Below are 17,433 nucleotides of genomic sequence, written 5' to 3'. Positions count from 1 at the left end.
TTGGAAATTTCCTTCCGCATCCTTCACAGATGCCATTTGAGGCTTACCCTTTGAACACGGCAGCCCCGGCGGCAACGCCGGGAGCGCTTCCCGCGCCCGTGCCATCGCCGTCCGGCCCGGCCCTCCCGCCCGTATCCTTGCTCCGGCAGGCAGTCCGGGACAGGCCCGCGGCCACGGCTGCCTGCGGCACCGTCCTCCCCACGAGACAAGGAGGCTGCGCCGCGCCCTTACCTTCAACAGATCACACGCCGGGATCGTCCGGCTTTTCAGGAGTTCGTCATGAAGCAGCCCGAAGAGCTGTCTGCGTACAAGGAAAGCGTCCTGCAGGACATCGCCCAGGCCCAGCGCGTGGGCGCTGACGAGAACGCCATCACCGCCCTCATCAGCCAGTACCCGCTGGATCAGGCTCTGGCCGCCCGTCTGGCCCGCTGCTACGGCCCCAAGGGCTTGGAGAATTTCAATCTGGACGGCATCGATGTGGCCGCCCTGCCCGCGCAGCAGAAGCATGCCAAGGAGCCTGACCAGAGCGTGCTGCAACAGGTCTGGGAAGAGCATGTGGCCTTGGTCATGGATCAGGTCTGCCGCATGTCGCCCGAATATCTCGATCTGGAGCAGGAGACCCGTCTGGACATCCTGCTGCTGGAACAGGCCCGTGCCGAGAACAACCTCCAGGCCATGCTGGGGCTGGAGATCCTGCATGTGGCCGAAGACCTGAACCTGGCCATGCAGGAAGCCGAAGCCGCCGAGGCCGGTCACGCCGCCGGGCAGCCCGGGGCCTGCAAGATGGCCGCCTTTGCCCGCAAGATCATCCACAGCCTGGAACGCCAGCGCGAGAGCCTGGAACAGGCCGCCGAGCTCCTGCCCCTGGTCTGTGACGCCCAGGCCTATGCCGCCGCTGCCCAGACCTACGCCCAGAACAAAAAAGACAAGGACGGCCTGCCCGAAGACGGTTTCCGCCAGACCATGCAGGCCCAGCGCCAGTCGCTGGAAGCCGCCGCGCAGGATTGCACCACGCCCTGCCTGGGCGATCTGTTCACTGCCCGTCATCGCAACCTGGCTACGGCGGAAGAGATCTACATCCGCATGCAGCGCCAGGCCCTGAGCGGCCTTTCTTCGGTGACGCAGGCCGAAGCCCTGGCCGACAGCCTCTTCCCCTGGCTGGCCGATACCCTGGAAGGCATCGTCGGCAATGAGCTCCATGCCGGTCTCAAGGACACGGCGGCCGCCCGGCTGGACGGCATCCGTCAGCTGCTGGCCGATATGGAAGCTGAAGAGCAGGAATAAAAGGATGAGGGGGAAGGAGGCCCTTTTTGAAAAAAGGTCTCCCCTTCCCCCTCAAACTCTCCCATCCCTGCCAAAAACTTTTGGCCGGATCACCGGCAAGGCCTCGTGTCGCGCAGGCTGTGCGCGACTCACCGTCCCCCGACATGATGCGGGAGAAAGACAAGGTCCGGCATGAAGGCAAAGAAATGGTGTCCCCCGGAAAGAGATGCGTCGCCTTGCCGCCGCGCATGAGATGCGCTACGCGGCACGGCCGGACAGCTTGGACGGCGCTCCTTCCGGCGCACCATACGATATGTTGCGGCCATCTTTTTTTGGACCGCCTGCGCAACAGGGCCAGTCCCCCACACAAGGGAGACTGGCCCTGTTTTTTTATCTGTCCGTCAATGCGGTACCGGACGTGCCGCAATGACGGGATATGCACGGACTACGGCTTGGGATACTGGCGGATATGCGAGAAGATGCTGCCGTCCCGTTCCAGTCCCTGCTGGGCGGCCTTGGCATACCAGAGGGCGGACTCCGTGGCATCCTGCGGCACGCCGAAGCCCACTTCATAGCAGGCGCCCAGGAAGCGCTGGGCCTGGCCATTGCCCTGTTCGGCAGCACGCTTGGCCCAGTCGAAGCTCTGTTCGGGGTCCTTGGTCACCAGTTCACCGTCGGCGCAGATCAGCGCCATGTTGAACTGGGCCTCGGCATAACCGCTTTGGGCCGCACGCTGCATCCACTGCAGATAGCCATTGGTGTCGCGCGGTACGCCCGCACCGGAACGCAGCATGTAGGCCACCAGGGTCTGGGCTTCGGCATCGTTCTGTTCCGCCGCCAGCATATACCATTTGAAAGCCGTTGCCAGATCCTGCGGGACGCCCAGGCCGTTCTCGTAGCAGCGGCCCAGCAGCACCTGCGAGCGGGCATCGCCGTCCGAGGCCAGGGGCTGCAGCAGGCGCAGCGTTTTTTTGTACTGGCCGATATTGTAGGCCGTCCAGGCTTCCTGCCAGGTCTTGTCCGCCTTGCTGTCCGCGGCCACGGCAGGGATGGCGCTCACCAGGGCAAGGCCCAGCAGGCCTGTCGCGAGTATCTTGTTCATGATCTCTCCTTGCGTGCCGTTTCCTCTTCCGGCATCAAGCCGGGGGACACGCGTGCAGGCCACCATACGCCGCCCCGGGGCGGGACACAAGCATCCTGTCCGCGCGTTCCCCGGCCCTTGACGACTGGCCCGGCAAGATGCATTTTTGTCATGATGCAAAAAGGATTCTGTCCCCTTATCGTCATCCGGGGTGCCGGAGACATGGGCACCGGTGTGGCCCTGGAACTGTGGCACGCGGGCCTGCACAGGCTCGTGCTGCTGGAGTGCGCCCGGCCGCGGGCCATCCGCCGTCTGGTGGTCTTTTCCGAGGCGGTCTTCGAAGGCAAGGCCCGGGTGGAAGGACTCGAAGCCCGTCTGTGCCCCGATGCGGCCGCCTGCCGTGTCCTCTGGCAGACCGGAGAGGCCCTGCCCCTGCTGGTGGACGAAGACGGCACGAGCCTGCGCGAGCTCTGCCCGCAGGTCTTCGTGGACGCCACCATGAGCAAGAAGGCCCGCGGCCTTTCCCCGGACATGGCGGATCTGGTCATCGCCCTTGGCCCGGGCATCGAAGCCGGGCGGGACGTCCACTGCGTCATCGAAAGTTTCGGCCCGGACATGGGCCGTTGCCTCCGGCAAGGACAGGCCCTGGCCAATACCGGCATCCCCTGCGAGCATGGCCGCTCCGAACAGCGCGTGGGCCGTGCCCCGTGTGCCGGTGTCTTCGCAAGCCCCCTGCCTCTGGGCAGCCATGTCCTTCAGGGGCAGGAAGTGGGCCGGGTGGACGGTGTTCCCGTCCCGGCTCCCCTGTCCGGCCGTTTGCGCGGCCTGTTGCGCTCCGGTCTTCCGGTGCGTGCAGGGGCCAAGGTATGCGACATCGAGCCGCTGGACCACGTGCCCCTGGACAAAGTTTCCTCACGCGCCCGCTGCCTGGGCAGGGGCGTGCTGCGGGCCATGGCCGCCCGCTATAACCTTCCTACCTGATACAGGAGTATCATGTCCCCCTTCAATCCCGATCCTCAGAACAGATACCCCTCTCCCCGGAGCGACAGCGGTCAGTCCCGCGATAATGAACGCGTCATCGAGGCCGAGATCATCCACGACGGCTGTGACGACGGCAGGGGCCAGGGGCCTTACGGCCGCTCCTGCGGGAACGGTTACGGCCAGGAACAATTCCGCAGCAGCCGCAGCCCCTGGAACGGCGGCCTCCATTTCCAGACCATCTGGACCTCTGGCAGCAGCCGACAGGCCGGTCTGGCGCCCGGCATCACCCTGGCCCTGATCATCATCGCCGGGATCCAATTCGGTCTGCTGGCCAGTATCGGCTTCATGGTCTTCCATGCCATCGGCTCTGTCCTCAACTCCATGCGCGAGATGCGCTCCATGCTGGCGGGCAATCCCCCCAACCCGTGGCCCGGCCGCATCCTCAGCTGGACCATCAGCTTTTTGCTGGTAGGCTGGCTCTCCGGTGGCTTCCAGTGATGCCACATGGCATGTCTATCTGTTGCGCTGCGCCGATGACACCCTGTACTGCGGCGTGACCACCGACCTTGACCGGCGTCTGGCCCAGCACAACGGCCGTCTGGCCGGCGGGGCCCGCTATACGCGCCCGCGCAGGCCCGTGGCCCTGTTGCTCTCCCGGGCCTGTACGTCCCGGCAGGAGGCCCTGCGCCTGGAATATCATATCAAACGACTGCCCCGCTCCCGCAAGGAACAGGCCCTGAAAGAGTTTCCCCAATGCTGCCCCTGGATACTGTCCTGACGTTTTTCGTGACTGCCCTCATGCTGGCCCTTGCCCCGGGACCGGACATCATCTTCGTCCTCACCCAGTCCGCCCTTTACGGCATGCGGGCCGGTGTGGCCACCACCCTGGGGCTCATCTCCGGCCTGTGCTTCCATACAACAATAGTAGCCGTGGGCGTGGCGGGCATCTTTATGACCTCGCCGCTGGCCTTCACCCTGCTGACCGTCGTCGGGGCGGCTTACCTGCTCTATCTGGCCTGGCTCTCCTTCCGGGCCGGGGCCAGCATGGCCCATCTGCAGGAAAGCCGGTTCCTGGGCTACTGGGGCCTGTATCGCCGCGGGGTCATCATGAACATAACCAACCCCAAGGTGACGCTCTTCTTCCTGGCCTTCCTGCCGCAATTCTGCGCGCCGGAACGCGGCAGCGTGGCGCTGCAAGTCATGGAACTGGGCCTGCTCTTCATGCTGGCGGCCTTCCTCGTCTTCACGGCCGTCTCGGCCCTGGGCGGCCGCCTGGCCCACTGGTTCAACAGCTCGCCGCGCGGCCAGATGCTCATGCATCGCGTGGCCGGTCTGGTCTTCGTGGCCCTGGCCGTGATGCTGATCTTTTCCTGCGTGGCCTGAGCCGCGTAAGGCCCTGTGACGCCGCCCCTCCCGGGCTTGACACAGACTTGAGCGCCGAGTAAGAAGGCCGCATTGAGGTGACCATGCAGAACTATCGTATCCCGCTCAGTGAGATTTCCCCTTCCGGCAAGGACATGACGCTGGACGATCCCGCCATCTGGCAGGGACCGCTGGCCGAATTCCAGATGGACTGCCGCATCATCGATCCCCTGAAGGCCGAGCTCGGCATCATGCCCCTGGAAGGCGGCTATCTGGTGCGCGGGAGCATCACCGGTACCGTGGTGCTGCCCTGCAACCGTTGCGCCGAAGACGTGACCGTGACCGTGGATTCGCATTTTGAGAATTTTGAGGAGACCGCCGCCGAACCTGAAGACGAAGAGGCCGCGACCACCGGTGAAGACCTGCTGGAAAGTCGCATCGTCGTGGAAAACGGTGTGTCGTATCTCGATCTGGGCGCTATCTGCTGGGAAGAATTCGTCCTGGCCCTGCCGGTCAATCCCCTGTGCCGCCCTGACTGCAAAGGCCTGTGCCCCCAGTGCGGCGCCAACCTCAATGACGGCCCCTGCCAGTGCGCCCCGGAAGAAGGCGATCCGCGCATGGCCGTCCTGCGCGGGCTGAAATTGCGCAAAAACTAGACATCAAGATTTTTTTCTGCTAGGCTCTTGCCTCTTGAGCTTGGCCCATAGGGTCACTCACGCCCAAAAAGCATATCATTTCCGATCTCTCGGAGAAGGAGAACATCATGGCTGTCCAGCAAAACAAAAAGTCCCGTTCCCGCAAGGGCATGCGTCGCTCCCACGACCGCGTGGCCACCCCCACCGTCATCTACTGCTCCTGCGGCGAGCCCACCGTGCCCCATAGCGTGTGCCCCAACTGCGGCGCTTACAAGGGCCGTCAGGTGATCGCCAAGACCGAAGCTGAGTAATGAACGCGCGCCCCATCATAGCCGTTGATGCCATGGGAGGGGACTTTGGCCCCTCCGTGGTTGTTCCTGGTGCCATCGACGCCGCCAGGCTTCATGACTTGCACGTCCTCCTTGTGGGGGATACCCCCAAGGTGGAAGCGGAACTCGCCAAGCTCGACCTTGCCAACGTGCATTTCGACATCGTCCAGGCTGATGATGTGGTGCACATGAATGAAAAGCCTTCGGACATCCTTCGCCGCAAGAAAAACGCTTCTATCCAGGTGGCCTGCCGTCTCGTCAAGGACGGCAAGGCCGATGCCGTGGTCAGCGCCGGTCATTCCGGCGCCACGGTCGCGTGCGGCATGTTCATCATGGGTCGGCTGCCGGGCGTCGAACGCCCGGCGCTGGCTGCCCTGCTGCCCACGGAAAAGAATCCCGTGGTCGTGCTGGACGCCGGCGCCAACGTGGACTGCCGGCCCTATCATCTTTTCCAGTTCGGCCTCATGGGCGACGCCTTCGCGCGAGACCTGCTGGGCTATGCGGCCCCGCGTGTCAGCCTGCTGAGCATCGGCGAAGAGGAAGGCAAGGGCAACAGCCAGGTCAAGGAAGCCTACGAACTGCTTAAACTCGCCCAGAATCTCAACTTCGTGGGCAATGCCGAAGGCCGCGACATCTTTACGGGCGATATCGATGTCGTGGTCTGCGACGGTTTTGTAGGCAACGTGGTGGTCAAGATGAGCGAAGGCCTGGCCTCGGCCCTGGTCCGCATGCTCAAGCGCCTGTTCACCTCCGGCTTCCTGCCCGCCCTGGGCGGCATGCTGGCCAAGGGCGCCTTCAAAAAATTCGCCACCACCATCGACTACGCCGAATACGGCGGCGCCCCCCTTCTGGGCCTGCAGGGCCTGGCCATCGTCTGCCACGGCCGTTCCAGCGCCCGCGCCATGCAGAACGCCATCAAGATGGCCGGTACCTTCGTGCGCAAGGGCACCAACGACCGTCTTGCCGAAACCATCCTGGCCAACGAGGAACTCACCCGCTTCTCACGCGCCATTTAAGCCACGGGTATCTCTATGAAGCCAAACTGCTATCTGCACGCCCTCAGCAGCTACGTTCCCGCCGAGGTCCTGACCAATGATGACCTGAGCAAACTGGTGGAGACCAACGACGAGTGGATCACCACCCGTACCGGCATCAAGCGTCGTCACCGTCTGTCTCAGGAAGAGAACGCCTCCGACCTCGGAACCAATGCCGCCCGCAAGGCTCTGGAAGATGCCGGCCTCGACGCGGCCAAACTGACCCATATCCTGGCCGCTACCTGTACGCCCGACCATCTTACGCCTTCACTGGCCTGCATCATCGGCGGCAACATCGGTGCCGGCCCGGCCATGTCCTTCGACTTCGGCTCCGCCTGCTCCGGCTTTCTGTACGGCCTGCACCTGGCGGACGCCCTGCTCTGCCAGGACCCGGCTTCCCAGATCCTTTTCGTCTGCACCGAGGCCCTTACCCGCCGCGTCAACTGGAGCGACCGCAGCACCTGCGTGCTCTTCGGTGACGGCGCCGGTGCCTGCATCCTGAACAGCGATCCCGAAAACGCCCTGGCCCGCGTGCAGGACAGCATTTGCAAAAGCGACGGCAGCCTGCACGACCTCATCGTCGTGGGCGGCGGCACCAGCTGCCAGTACAAGCCCGGCGATCCCGTGGGCGACGACTTTTTCATCTCCATGCAGGGCCGTGAAGTCTACAAGCATGCCGTGCGCCAGATGTCCGGCGTCTGCCAGGAACTGCTGGAACGCAACGGCCTCACGGCCGCCGATGTCGATCTCTTCGTGCCCCACCAGGCCAACATGCGCATCATCGAGGCCGTGGGCAGCCGCCTGAAGATCGATCTGGATCACGTGTTCACCAACGTGGCCGAATACGGCAACACCTCTTCCGCCTCCGTGCCGCTGGCCCTGGTGGAAGCTCTGGCCCAGGGCCGCATCAAGGCCGGGGACCGTGTGCTGGTGACCGCCTTCGGCAGCGGCCTGACCTGGGGCGCGGCCCTGCTGCAGTTCTAGGCTGCCGCGGCGTTGAACTCGGCCCTTTTCTGCTATATCATAAAATCCATTGAGGCAGCATCATGAGCAATCTTGATTCCACCACTCCTACCGCGCTGGTTACCGGCGGTTCCCGCGGCATCGGTCGCGCCGTTGCCCTGACCCTGGCCCGTGACGGCTATCAGGTCATCCTCACCTATGTGAGCCGTCCCGAAGAAGCCGACAAGACCGTGGCGGAGATCGAGGCTGCCGGCGGCCGTGCCCTGGCCCTGCCCCTCAACGTGGGCGACGGCGAAGCCGTGGCTGCCTTTTTTGCCGAACATATCAAGGGCAAGGTCAATCTGGCCGTGCTGGTCAACAATGCCGGCATCACCAAGGACGGCTTCCTGGTCCGCATGAAGGATGACGACTTCGACCGCGTCATCACCATCAACCTGCGCGGTGCCTTCATCTGCACCCGCGAAGCCGCCAAGATCATGACCAAGGCCCGTCACGGCCGCATCGTGAACATCTCTTCCGTCGTGGGCCAGATGGGCAACGCCGGACAGGCCAACTACAGCGCCGCCAAGGCCGGCCTGCTGGGTCTGACCAAGTCCTGCGCCAAGGAACTGGCCGCGCGCCAGATCACGGTCAACGCCGTGGCCCCCGGATTTATCGAAACCGACATGACCGCCGCCCTGAGCGACGATGTGCGTGCCTCCTACGAAGCCGCCATCCCGCTGAAACGCATGGGCACCGCCCAGGAGATCGCCGACGCCGTGGCCTTCCTGGCGTCGGACAAGGCTGCCTACATCACCGGCCAGGTGCTGGCCGTCAACGGCGGCATGTACTGCTAAAACCTGCGGCCGCGCACGCTGCCGCTCCCGCTACCGGAAAACACAAAGCGAGTTGGAGGATAACCATGTCTGAAGTTGCAGCCAAAGTGACCAAAATCATCGTGGACCAGCTGGGTGTGAGCGCTGAAGAAGTGAAGCCCGAAGCTTCCTTCGTGGAAGACCTGGGCGCTGACTCCCTGGACCTGACCGAACTGATCATGGCCATGGAAGAAGAATTCGACATCGAAATCGCCGATGACGACGCCCAGAAGATCCTGAAGGTGCAGGACGCCATCAGCTACATCGAAAGCAAGCAGGGCTAAGTTTTTCCCTGTCTGCCGGAAAAATTGGAACGCACCGGGCTTGCCCGGTGCGTTTTTCCCCTTCCGGCCTCAACACGAGATTTTTTCCAGGCGCAAGACCCCGCCTGTCCAAGGAGTATCCATGAGTCGTCCGCGCGTTGTCATCACTGGTCTTTCCGCCATCACCCCTCTGGGCAATGACCTTGAAACCACCTGGAAGCGCCTGCTTGCCGGCGAATCCGGTATCGGCCCCATCACCCTTTTCGATGCCACCGACTATGACTCGCGCGTTGCCGGCGAAGTGAAAAACTTCGTTGCCGAAGATTTCATCCCGGCCAAACAGGCCCGCCGCATGGACCGCTTCACCCAGTTCGCCGTGGTGGCCGCCCAGCAGCTCCTCAAAGACTCCGGCCTGGTCATCAATGACGACAACGCCTACGACGTGGGCGTCATCCTGGGCATCGGCCTGGGTGGCCTGAAGACCATCGAGACCTATCACGCCAAGCTGCTGCAGGGTGGTCCCGGCAAGGTTTCTCCCTTTCTGATCCCCATGCTCATCTCCAACATGGGCCCCGGCCAGATCGCCATCTTCACCGGCGCCAAGGGCCCCAACATCGTGACCACCACCGCCTGTGCCTCCGCCATCCACGGCATCGGCACCGCCTTCAGCGAGATCCTGCTGGGCCGCATCAGCACGGCCATCACCGGCGGTGTGGAAGCCACGGTGACGCCTCTGGGCGTGGCCGGTTTCACGGCCCTGAAGGCCCTTTCCAGCCATTACAATGATGAGCCTGCCAAGGCCTCCCGTCCCTTCGACGCCAACCGCGACGGCTTCGTCATCGGTGAAGGCGCCGGCCTGCTGCAGCTGGAAGAACTGGAACACGCCAAGGCCCGCGGCGCCAAGATCTACGCCGAAGTGGTGGGCTACGGCGCCTCCGACGACGCTTTCCACATGACCGCTCCCGCCGATTCCGGCGAAGGCATGGCCCGTGCCATGCAGAACGCCCTGCGCGACGCCGGTCTGGCCCCCGAGGCCATCGGGCACATCAATGCCCACGCCACCTCCACCCAGCTCAACGACAAGACCGAGACCAAGGGCATCAAGCTGGTGTTCGGCGAGCACGCTTCCAAGATCAAGATCTCTGCCACCAAGTCCATGACCGGTCACCTGCTGGGTGCCGCGGGCGGTGTGGAGAGCGTGTTCACCGCCATGGCCCTGCATACCGGCTGGCTGCCCGGCACCATCAATCTGGAAAATCCCGATCCCAACTGCGATCTGGATTACATGGCCGGCGGTTCCGCCCATATCCCCTGTGAATACGCCATGTGCAATTCCTTCGGTTTCGGCGGCACCAATGCCAGCCTGATCCTGAAGAAGTGGAACGACTAGCCCCAAAGGGAGAGCGGTAGAATGGACGAAATCTTGCTTCAGGACCCGGAACTGGCCCAGGCCATCATCCTGGAATCCCAGCGCCAGGTCACCAAACTGGAATTGATCGCTTCGGAAAACTTTGTTTCCCCGGCCGTGCGTGAGGCCCAGGGCAGCGTGATGACCCACAAGTATGCCGAAGGCTATCCGGGCAAGCGCTACTACGGCGGCTGCGAATACGTGGACATCGCCGAGAACCTGGCCATCGAACGCGCCAAGAAGCTCTTTGGCTGCGAATACGCCAACGTGCAGCCCCACTCCGGTTCCCAGGCCAACATGGGCGCCTACTTCTCCTTCCTCAAGCCCGGCGACACCATCCTGGGCATGGATCTGAGCCACGGCGGCCATCTGACCCACGGCAGCCCCGTCAATTTCTCTGGCAAGCTGTTCAACAACGTTTTCTACGGCGTGAACCGCGAGACCGGCTGCATCGACTATGACGAAGTGGCCCGTATCGCCCGCGAGCACAAGCCCGCCGCCATCGTGGCCGGTGCCAGCGCCTACCCCCGCAAGATCGACTTCGCCCGCTTCCGCGCCATCGCCGATGAAGTGGGTGCCGTCCTCATGGTGGACATGGCCCACATCGCGGGCCTGGTGGCTGCCGGTCTGCACGAGAGCCCCATCCCGTACGCCCACATCACCACCACGACCACGCACAAGACCCTGCGCGGTCCCCGCGGCGGCATGATCCTTTCCGACGAGACCCGCGGCAAGAGCCTCAACAGCCAGATCTTCCCCGGCATCCAGGGCGGCCCGCTGATGCACGTCATCGCCGCCAAGGCCGTGGCCTTCGGCGAGGCCCTGCGCCCCGGCTTCAAGACCTACAGCCAGCAGATCGTCAAGAACGCCGCCGTGCTGGCCCAGTGCCTGATCGATGCCGACTTCCAGCTGGTGTCCGGCGGTACGGACAACCACCTCATGCTGGTGGACCTGACCAACAAGGACGTGACCGGCAAGGATGCCGAACACGCCCTCGATGCCGCCGGCATCACGGTCAACAAGAACACCATCCCCTTCGAGACCCGCTCGCCCTTCGTGACCTCCGGCGTGCGCCTGGGCACCGCTGCCCTGACCACCCGCGGCATGAAGGAAGACGAGATGCGCCAGGTGGCGGCCTTCATCGTGGAAGCCATCGAAAAGCGCAACGAACCTGCCTCCCTGGCCGCCATCCGCAGCCGCGTGGAGGAATTCGCCCGCGCCTATCCCCTGTTCACCTGGTAACCATGCACGACAGGAGGGAGGACGCCATTGCCCCTGCGGGGCGGTGGTCCCTCCCTCTTTTTTTCCGCCGCGCCTGCCGGCGGCCCCGACCTGCCGGTCGCTGCTGCTGACGGTGCCTTGCGGAAAGCCCCTCTTTTGAAAAGGCCGCCTCTGGCGGCCTTTTCCGTCCGTGGTCCCTGCCACCGGCGGGCTTGGCTTTTGCCCCGGCTGCGTGTAAGGTAGTCCAACTTTTTATTGCGAGTACTGTCATGCAACGAATGCCCTGGCCCGATTATTTCATGAGCATCACCTATCTGGTGCGCGAGCGCTCCACCTGCCTGCGCCGCAAGGTGGGCGCCATCGCCGTCAAGGACAGGCACATCCTGGCCACCGGTTACAACGGTGCGCCCTCCGGTGTGCGCCACTGTCTGGAGACGGGCTGCCTGCGCGAACAGATGGGCATCCCTTCCGGGCAGCGCCACGAGATCTGCCGCGGCCTGCACGCCGAACAGAACGTCATCATCCAGGCCGCCGTGCACGGTGTGAGCATCGCCGGGGCGGAGCTGTACTGCACTACCTTCCCCTGCGCCATGTGCAGCAAGATGCTCATCAATTGCGGCATCAAACATATCTGGTACAGCGAGCATTATCCCGACGAGCTGGGACTGGCCATGCTCAGTGAGGCCGGTGTGACCTTCGAGCAGATCCCCTTCTCGCCCGACATGCTCAAAGGACCGCAGCATGTCTGAGAACATTTTCGCCCCCTTCATGCGTGAGGCCCTGGCCCTGGCCGAGAACGGCCGCTGGAGCGCCTGCCCCAATCCCACGGTGGGCGCCGTGCTGGTGCGCGACGGTCAGGTGGTGGCGCGCGGCTGGCATCATGCCGCCGGGCAGCCCCATGCCGAGGTGGAATGCCTGCGCGACGCGCAGCGTCAGGGCATCGATCCTGCCCAGTGCACCCTGGTGGTCACGCTGGAACCCTGCAACCATTACGGCAAGACCCCGCCCTGCAGCGAAGCCGTGCTGGCCGCGGGCATCAAACGCGTGGTCATCGGCCTGTACGACCCCACCCCCAAGGCGGCCGGCGGTGCCGAACGCCTGCGTGCCGCCGGTGTGGAAGTCATCGGTCCGGTCTGCGAGCAGGAATGCCGCGACCAGGTGGCCGATTTCCTGGCCTGGCAGCAGGGACGCCCGTATGTGATCCTCAAGATGGCCGCCACCATGGACGGGCGCATCGCCACCCGTACCGGTCACTCCCGCTGGGTCAGCAGCGAAGGTTCGCGCGCCCTGGTGCATCGCCTGCGTGCCGGTATCGGCCGTGCCGGGGGCGCCGTGCTGGTGGGCGGCGGCACCTTCCGGGCCGACAACCCCTGCCTCACGGCCCGCATCCCCGGTGAGACGGTGGAACAGCAGCCGCTGGCCTGCGTGCTGACCTCGCGCCTGCCCAATCCCGCAGGCGACATCCATCTGCTCAAGGAGCGTCCCCACCAGGCGGTCTTCCTCTGCTCGCCTGCGGCGGCAGCCTCCACGGCGGCCCACGCCCTGCGCCAGATGGGCGTGCGTGTGCTGGCCCTGGGCCCCGGACAGCGCGGCTGCCCGGACTTCCCGGCCATGTTCCACATGCTGTATGAAGACCTGCACTGCCCCTACGTGCTTTGCGAAGGCGGCGGGCATCTGGCCCTTTCCCTGCTGGAAGCGGGCTTTGCCGACGAATTCCTGCTGCATCTGGCGCCGCGCATCCTGGGCGACAACGAGGCCGCGCCCCTGTTCGACGGCCGCAGCCCCCTCACCATGGCCGAGGCCCTGGATCTGCGCGTCTGCCGTACCTCCCTGTGCGACGGCGACGTCCACCTGCAGCTGCGCCCGGCCATTCCTCAGGAGTAGACCATGTTTACCGGCATCATCCAGGGACAGGGCGAGATCGTGGGCCTGCGCCGCAGCGGCCAGGAGTGCCGCATGGAAGTGCGCCCCCTCTTCCCTCTGGAAAATATCGTGGACGGGGAGTCCATCGCCCATAACGGCGCCTGCCTGTCCGTGGAACGGCACAGCGGTTCCACCTTCACTGTCTATGCTTCGGGCGAGAGCCTTTCCCGCACCACCCTGGGCGATCTGCGCAAGGGCGACCTGGTCAATCTGGAACGGGCCCTGGCCCTGGGCGACCGCCTGGGCGGGCACCTGGTCAGCGGCCATGTGGACTGCGTGGCCACGGTGCGTTCCGTGGAACAGGCCGGTTCCTCCCTGCGCTGCACGCTGGCCTTCCCGCCGGCCTTTGCGGCGGAAGTCATCGAAAAGGGCTCCGTCACGCTGGACGGCATCAGCCTGACCATCAATGCCTGCGGCAAGGATTTCCTGACCGTCAACGTCATCCCGGATACCCAGAAACGCACCACCATGCTGCACTGGCGCCCGGGCAGCCGCGTGAACATGGAGACGGACCTCATCGGCAAATACGTGCGCCGCATCATGCAGTGCCAGGCCGACGGGCCCGCCACGCCGCAGAAGAGCAGCGGCATCAACAAGGAATTTTTACTGCAAAACGGTTTTCTTTAGGAGCAGACCATGAGCAATCCCACTACCATCAGCGGCATGCTTGATGCCAAAGGCCTCAAGATCGCCATCCTGGCCACCCGTTTCAACGACTTCATCGTGGACCGCCTGACCGGCGGCGCCCTGGACTACCTGGAACGCCACGGCCTCGATGCCAAGAACATCACCATCGTGCGCATCCCCGGTGCTTTCGAGATGCCCCTGGTCTGCCAGAAGCTGGCCGCCAGCGGCAAGTATGACGGCATCGTGGCCCTGGGCGCCGTGATCCGCGGTGCCACCCCCCACTTCGACTACGTGTGCAACGAAGCCAGCAAGGGCATCGCCCAGGTGATGCTGCAGTACAAGACCCCCATCGGCTTCGGCCTGCTGACCTGCGACAGCATCGAGCAGGCCATCGAACGCGCCGGTTCCAAGGGCGGCAACAAGGGCGTGGAAGCTGCCGCCGCCATGCTGGAAACCATCCGCGTGCTGGAGCAGCTGTAATCCATGAGCAAGGGTAAATCCGCCAGCCGCCGGGGCGAACGCGCCCAGGCTTTTCAGGTTCTGTACGGGCTGTCCTTCGCCGACGCCACCTCGCTGGAAGACGTGCGCCGCGCCTTCCTGCAGTCCCCCGATCATCAGGAGACCGAAGAAGGCGAGCTGCCTTCCGGTTTTGCCTGGGATCTGGTGCAGGGCGTGTGGAGCAAGCGTGATGAACTGGACAAGACCATCAGCCGCTTCTCGCGCAACTGGCGCGTGGACCGCATGGGTCGCGTGGAGCTGACCCTGCTGCGCCTGGCCATGTACGAACTGCTGTACCGCCAGGACGTCCCCGCCAAGGTCGCCATCAACGAGGCCCTGGAGCTGACCCGCCAGTTCGGCGAAGACAACGCCACCAGTTTTGTCAACGGTATTCTGGACGCCGCCGCCAAGGCTCTGGAAAAGGGTTCCCTCTCCGCCGGAGAGGATTCCACCAACTAAAAGCAGACAAGTGTCATGACGCAAGATCGTTATTCCCCGCAGGACATCGAACAGAAATGGCAGGAGCGCTGGCAGCAGCAGGATGCCTTTGCCTGCGACCATCACAGCGACAAACCCAAGTATTACGTGCTGGAGATGTTCCCCTACCCCTCGGGCAACATCCACATGGGCCATGTGCGCAACTATTCCATCGGTGACGTGGTGGCCCGCTGCAAGCGCATGCAGGGCTTCAACGTGCTGCATCCCATGGGCTGGGACGCCTTCGGCCTGCCCGCGGAAAATGCCGCCATCAAGCACAACACCCATCCGGCCAAGTGGACCTATGCCAACATAGACAACATGCGCGCGCAGCTGCGCCGTCTGGGCTATTCCTATGACTGGTCCCGCGAAGTGGCCACCTGCCGCCCCGAGTACTACCGCTGGGAGCAGAGCTTCTTCCTGCGCCTGCTGGAAAAGGGCCTGGTCTACCGCAAGAAGGCGCCCCAGAACTGGTGCCCCTCCTGCCACACCGTGCTGGCCAACGAACAGGTCATCGACGGCCTGTGCTGGCGTTGCGACAGCCATGTGGAACAGAAGGACCTGACCCAGTGGTTCCTGCGCATCACCGCCTATGGTGACGAACTGCTGCAGGACCTGCAGAAGCTGGAAGGCGGCTGGCCCGACCGCGTGCTCTCCATGCAGCGCAACTGGATCGGCAAGTCCACCGGTGCGGCCGTGCGCTTCGGCCTGCCCGCTCCCCTGGACGGCGTCGACCATCTGGAAGTCTTCACCACCCGTCCCGACACCGTGTTCGGCGTGACCTTCCTGACCCTGGCCCCCGAACATCCGCTGGTGGAAAAGCTCATCGAAGGCTACGAAAAGGCCGACGAAGTGCGCGCCTTCGTGACCCGCATCCGCAACATGGACCGTCTGGAGCGCCAGTCCGACAATCTGGAAAAAGAAGGCATCTTCACCGGCGCCTATGTGATCCATCCCTTCACCGGCCAGCAGGTGCCCGTGTGGCTGGGCAACTTCGTCCTGGCCGACTACGGTACCGGCGCCGTCATGGGCGTGCCCGCCCACGACCAGCGTGACTTCGAATTCGCCCGCAAGTACGGCCTGCCCGTCAAGGTGGTCATCAGCCCCGAAGGCGAGGTCCTCGACCCCGCCACCATGGAAGCCGCCTTCACCACCGAAGGCGTGATGGTCAATTCCGGCGACTTCGACGGCATGCCCAACACCGACGGCAAGAAGGCCGTGGCCGAACGTCTGGAAAAGGAAGGCAAGGGCAAGGCCACCACGCAGTTCCGCCTGCGTGACTGGAACATCTCGCGCCAGCGTTACTGGGGCGCCCCCATCCCGGTCATCTACTGCGACAAGTGCGGCGTGGTGCCCGAGAAGGAAGAGAACCTGCCCGTGCTCCTGCCCCTGGATGCCCATGTGCGTGAAGACGGCCGCTCTCCCCTGCCCGAGACCGACTCCTTCGTGCGCTGCACCTGCCCCGTCTGCGGTGGCGAGGCCCGTCGCGAGACCGATACCCTGGACACCTTCGTGGAGTCCTCCTGGTACTTCGCCCGCTACACCGGCGCCCGCAATACCGAGAGCGCCTTCGATATGGACGCCCTCAAGTACTGGCTGCCCGTGGACCAGTACATCGGCGGTGTGGAACACGCCATCCTGCACCTGCTCTACGCCCGCTTCTTCACCAAGGTCCTGCGCGACCTGGGCTTCTACCCCGAAGGTCTGGACGAGCCCTTCACCAACCTGCTCACCCAGGGCATGGTGCTCAAGGACGGCAGCAAGATGTCCAAGTCCAAGGGCAACGTGGTGGACCCCACGGCCATGATCGCCAAGTACGGCGCGGACACCGTGCGTCTGTTCTGCCTCTTCGCCGCGCCGCCGGAGCGTGACTTCGACTGGTCCGACAGCGGCATCGAAGGTTCCTCGCGCTTCCTGCACCGCGTCTGGCGTCTGTTCATGGACGAAGCCGAGCGCCTGTCCGCGGTCAAGGCCTGCGGCGCCGGTGCCGACGACGTGACCACGCCCGAAGCCCGCGACCTGCGCCGCCGCGAGCATCTGACGGTCAAGAAGGTCACCGAGGACATGGGCAACCGCTTCCAGTTCAACACCGCCATCTCCGCGGTCATGGAACTGGTCAACGCCATGTACCTGTCCCGCGAAAAGCTGGGCAAGAGCGACGCCGAGAACCGCGTCTTCTCTTCGGCCATGGCCACGGTGCTGACCCTGCTCTCGCCCATCACCCCGCACCTGTGCGAGGAACTGTGGCAGCGCATGGGCCACACCTCTTCCCTGCAGGAAGAAGCCTGGCCCGTGTGCGAGGAAAGCGCCCTGGTGCAGGATACCGTCACCATCGCCCTGCAGGTCAACGGCAAGCTGCGCGGTACCATCGAAGTGCCCGCCGGTGCCGACAAGGCCCGGATGGAAGAAGTGGCTCTGGCCGACGCCGCCGTGCAGCGTCACACCAGCGGCCTGACCATCCGCAAGGTCGTGGTGGTGCCCGGCAAGCTGGTCAACGTGGTGGCCAACTAGCCC

Annotated in this window: 20 protein-coding genes; 19 read left to right on the top strand and 1 reads right to left on the bottom strand. The window is 64.3% G+C overall.

Annotation, left to right across the window (positions count from 1 at the left end; all coding sequences use genetic code 11):
- Positions 1-279 precede the first annotated feature (279 nt).
- Positions 280-1,284, top strand: a complete 1,005-nt coding sequence (locus ACQRBR_RS04130; protein WP_168935412.1) for a hypothetical protein — start codon at positions 280-282, stop codon at positions 1,282-1,284.
- 424 nt (positions 1,285-1,708) lie between these two features.
- Here ACQRBR_RS04130 and ACQRBR_RS04125 read toward each other — a convergent pair whose 3' ends face one another.
- Positions 1,709-2,365, bottom strand: coding sequence for a tetratricopeptide repeat protein (locus ACQRBR_RS04125; RefSeq protein WP_168935413.1), 657 nt, complete (start codon positions 2,363-2,365; stop codon positions 1,709-1,711).
- 150 nt (positions 2,366-2,515) lie between these two features.
- On the opposite strand from ACQRBR_RS04125, the gene yqeB reads away from it, so the two are divergent.
- The 18 genes from yqeB to leuS all read left to right on the top strand — a co-directional run bounded on the left by yqeB (position 2,516) and on the right by leuS (position 17,430).
- Positions 2,516-3,325, top strand: coding sequence for a selenium-dependent molybdenum cofactor biosynthesis protein YqeB (gene yqeB / locus ACQRBR_RS04120; protein ID WP_427812373.1), 810 nt, complete (start codon positions 2,516-2,518; stop codon positions 3,323-3,325).
- Between the two features lie 12 nt (positions 3,326-3,337).
- Complete coding sequence (locus ACQRBR_RS04115; protein WP_303880770.1) at positions 3,338-3,823, top strand: hypothetical protein; 486 nt, start codon at positions 3,338-3,340, stop codon at positions 3,821-3,823.
- The gene (locus tag ACQRBR_RS04110) at positions 3,810-4,103 is read left to right on the top strand and encodes a GIY-YIG nuclease family protein (protein WP_168935416.1); all 294 of its coding nucleotides are present in this window, start codon (positions 3,810-3,812) and stop codon (positions 4,101-4,103) included. The genes ACQRBR_RS04115 and ACQRBR_RS04110 overlap by 14 nt, the downstream gene beginning before the upstream one ends.
- Positions 4,079-4,708 carry a LysE family translocator gene (locus tag ACQRBR_RS04105; protein ID WP_168935417.1) on the top strand — a complete coding sequence of 210 codons (630 nt, stop codon included), beginning with the start codon at positions 4,079-4,081 and terminating at the stop codon, positions 4,706-4,708. The genes ACQRBR_RS04110 and ACQRBR_RS04105 overlap by 25 nt, the downstream gene beginning before the upstream one ends.
- 83 nt (positions 4,709-4,791) lie before the next feature.
- On the top strand, positions 4,792-5,343 hold the full coding sequence (locus ACQRBR_RS04100; RefSeq protein ID WP_427812372.1) for a YceD family protein: 552 nt from the start codon (positions 4,792-4,794) through the stop codon (positions 5,341-5,343).
- 107 nt (positions 5,344-5,450) lie between these two features.
- The gene (gene rpmF / locus ACQRBR_RS04095; protein WP_006003844.1) at positions 5,451-5,633 is read left to right on the top strand and encodes a 50S ribosomal protein L32; all 183 of its coding nucleotides are present in this window, start codon (positions 5,451-5,453) and stop codon (positions 5,631-5,633) included.
- Positions 5,633-6,667 (top strand): phosphate acyltransferase PlsX, encoded by a 1,035-nt coding sequence (gene plsX / locus ACQRBR_RS04090; protein WP_072334025.1) that lies wholly within the window; start codon positions 5,633-5,635, stop codon positions 6,665-6,667. Before rpmF ends, plsX begins: the two co-directional genes overlap by 1 nt.
- Positions 6,668-6,682: 15 nt before the next feature.
- Positions 6,683-7,669 (top strand): beta-ketoacyl-ACP synthase III, encoded by a 987-nt coding sequence (locus ACQRBR_RS04085; RefSeq protein ID WP_303880768.1) that lies wholly within the window; start codon positions 6,683-6,685, stop codon positions 7,667-7,669.
- A gap of 62 nt (positions 7,670-7,731) precedes the next feature.
- Positions 7,732-8,484 (top strand): 3-oxoacyl-[acyl-carrier-protein] reductase, encoded by a 753-nt coding sequence (gene fabG / locus ACQRBR_RS04080; protein WP_006003839.1) that lies wholly within the window; start codon positions 7,732-7,734, stop codon positions 8,482-8,484.
- A gap of 65 nt (positions 8,485-8,549) precedes the next feature.
- On the top strand, positions 8,550-8,786 hold the full coding sequence (gene acpP / locus ACQRBR_RS04075) for an acyl carrier protein (protein WP_006003837.1): 237 nt from the start codon (positions 8,550-8,552) through the stop codon (positions 8,784-8,786).
- A gap of 121 nt (positions 8,787-8,907) precedes the next feature.
- Entirely contained in the window at positions 8,908-10,155 is a 1,248-nt protein-coding gene (gene fabF, locus ACQRBR_RS04070; RefSeq protein ID WP_303880766.1) for a beta-ketoacyl-ACP synthase II, read from the top strand.
- A gap of 21 nt (positions 10,156-10,176) precedes the next feature.
- Positions 10,177-11,415 (top strand): serine hydroxymethyltransferase, encoded by a 1,239-nt coding sequence (glyA, locus tag ACQRBR_RS04065; RefSeq protein ID WP_006003831.1) that lies wholly within the window; start codon positions 10,177-10,179, stop codon positions 11,413-11,415.
- Positions 11,416-11,663: 248 nt separating this feature from the next.
- Positions 11,664-12,143 carry a deoxycytidylate deaminase gene (locus ACQRBR_RS04060; RefSeq protein ID WP_040368923.1) on the top strand — a complete coding sequence of 160 codons (480 nt, stop codon included), beginning with the start codon at positions 11,664-11,666 and terminating at the stop codon, positions 12,141-12,143.
- Complete coding sequence (gene ribD / locus ACQRBR_RS04055) at positions 12,136-13,278, top strand: bifunctional diaminohydroxyphosphoribosylaminopyrimidine deaminase/5-amino-6-(5-phosphoribosylamino)uracil reductase RibD (protein ID WP_303867506.1); 1,143 nt, start codon at positions 12,136-12,138, stop codon at positions 13,276-13,278. The genes ACQRBR_RS04060 and ribD overlap by 8 nt, the downstream gene beginning before the upstream one ends.
- Before the next feature lie 3 nt (positions 13,279-13,281).
- Positions 13,282-13,944: a riboflavin synthase gene (locus ACQRBR_RS04050; protein WP_168935424.1), complete on the top strand. Its 663-nt coding sequence runs from the start codon at positions 13,282-13,284 to the stop codon at positions 13,942-13,944.
- Between the two features lie 9 nt (positions 13,945-13,953).
- Positions 13,954-14,424 (top strand): 6,7-dimethyl-8-ribityllumazine synthase, encoded by a 471-nt coding sequence (ribH, locus tag ACQRBR_RS04045; protein WP_006003824.1) that lies wholly within the window; start codon positions 13,954-13,956, stop codon positions 14,422-14,424.
- Between the two features lie 3 nt (positions 14,425-14,427).
- A complete protein-coding gene (nusB, locus tag ACQRBR_RS04040) occupies positions 14,428-14,901 on the top strand; it encodes a transcription antitermination factor NusB (protein ID WP_278882833.1) in 474 nt (157 codons plus the stop codon).
- A gap of 15 nt (positions 14,902-14,916) precedes the next feature.
- On the top strand, positions 14,917-17,430 hold the full coding sequence (gene leuS, locus ACQRBR_RS04035; RefSeq protein ID WP_204625029.1) for a leucine--tRNA ligase: 2,514 nt from the start codon (positions 14,917-14,919) through the stop codon (positions 17,428-17,430).
- The last annotated feature ends 3 nt before the right edge of the window (positions 17,431-17,433 follow it).

The organism is Desulfovibrio sp. SGI.133, from assembly GCF_050313955.1.
In the GTDB taxonomy this organism is placed as follows: domain Bacteria; phylum Desulfobacterota; class Desulfovibrionia; order Desulfovibrionales; family Desulfovibrionaceae; genus Desulfovibrio.
The sequence above is the reverse complement of the archived record's forward strand: the minus strand, read 5'-3'. Positions and strand labels throughout refer to the sequence as shown.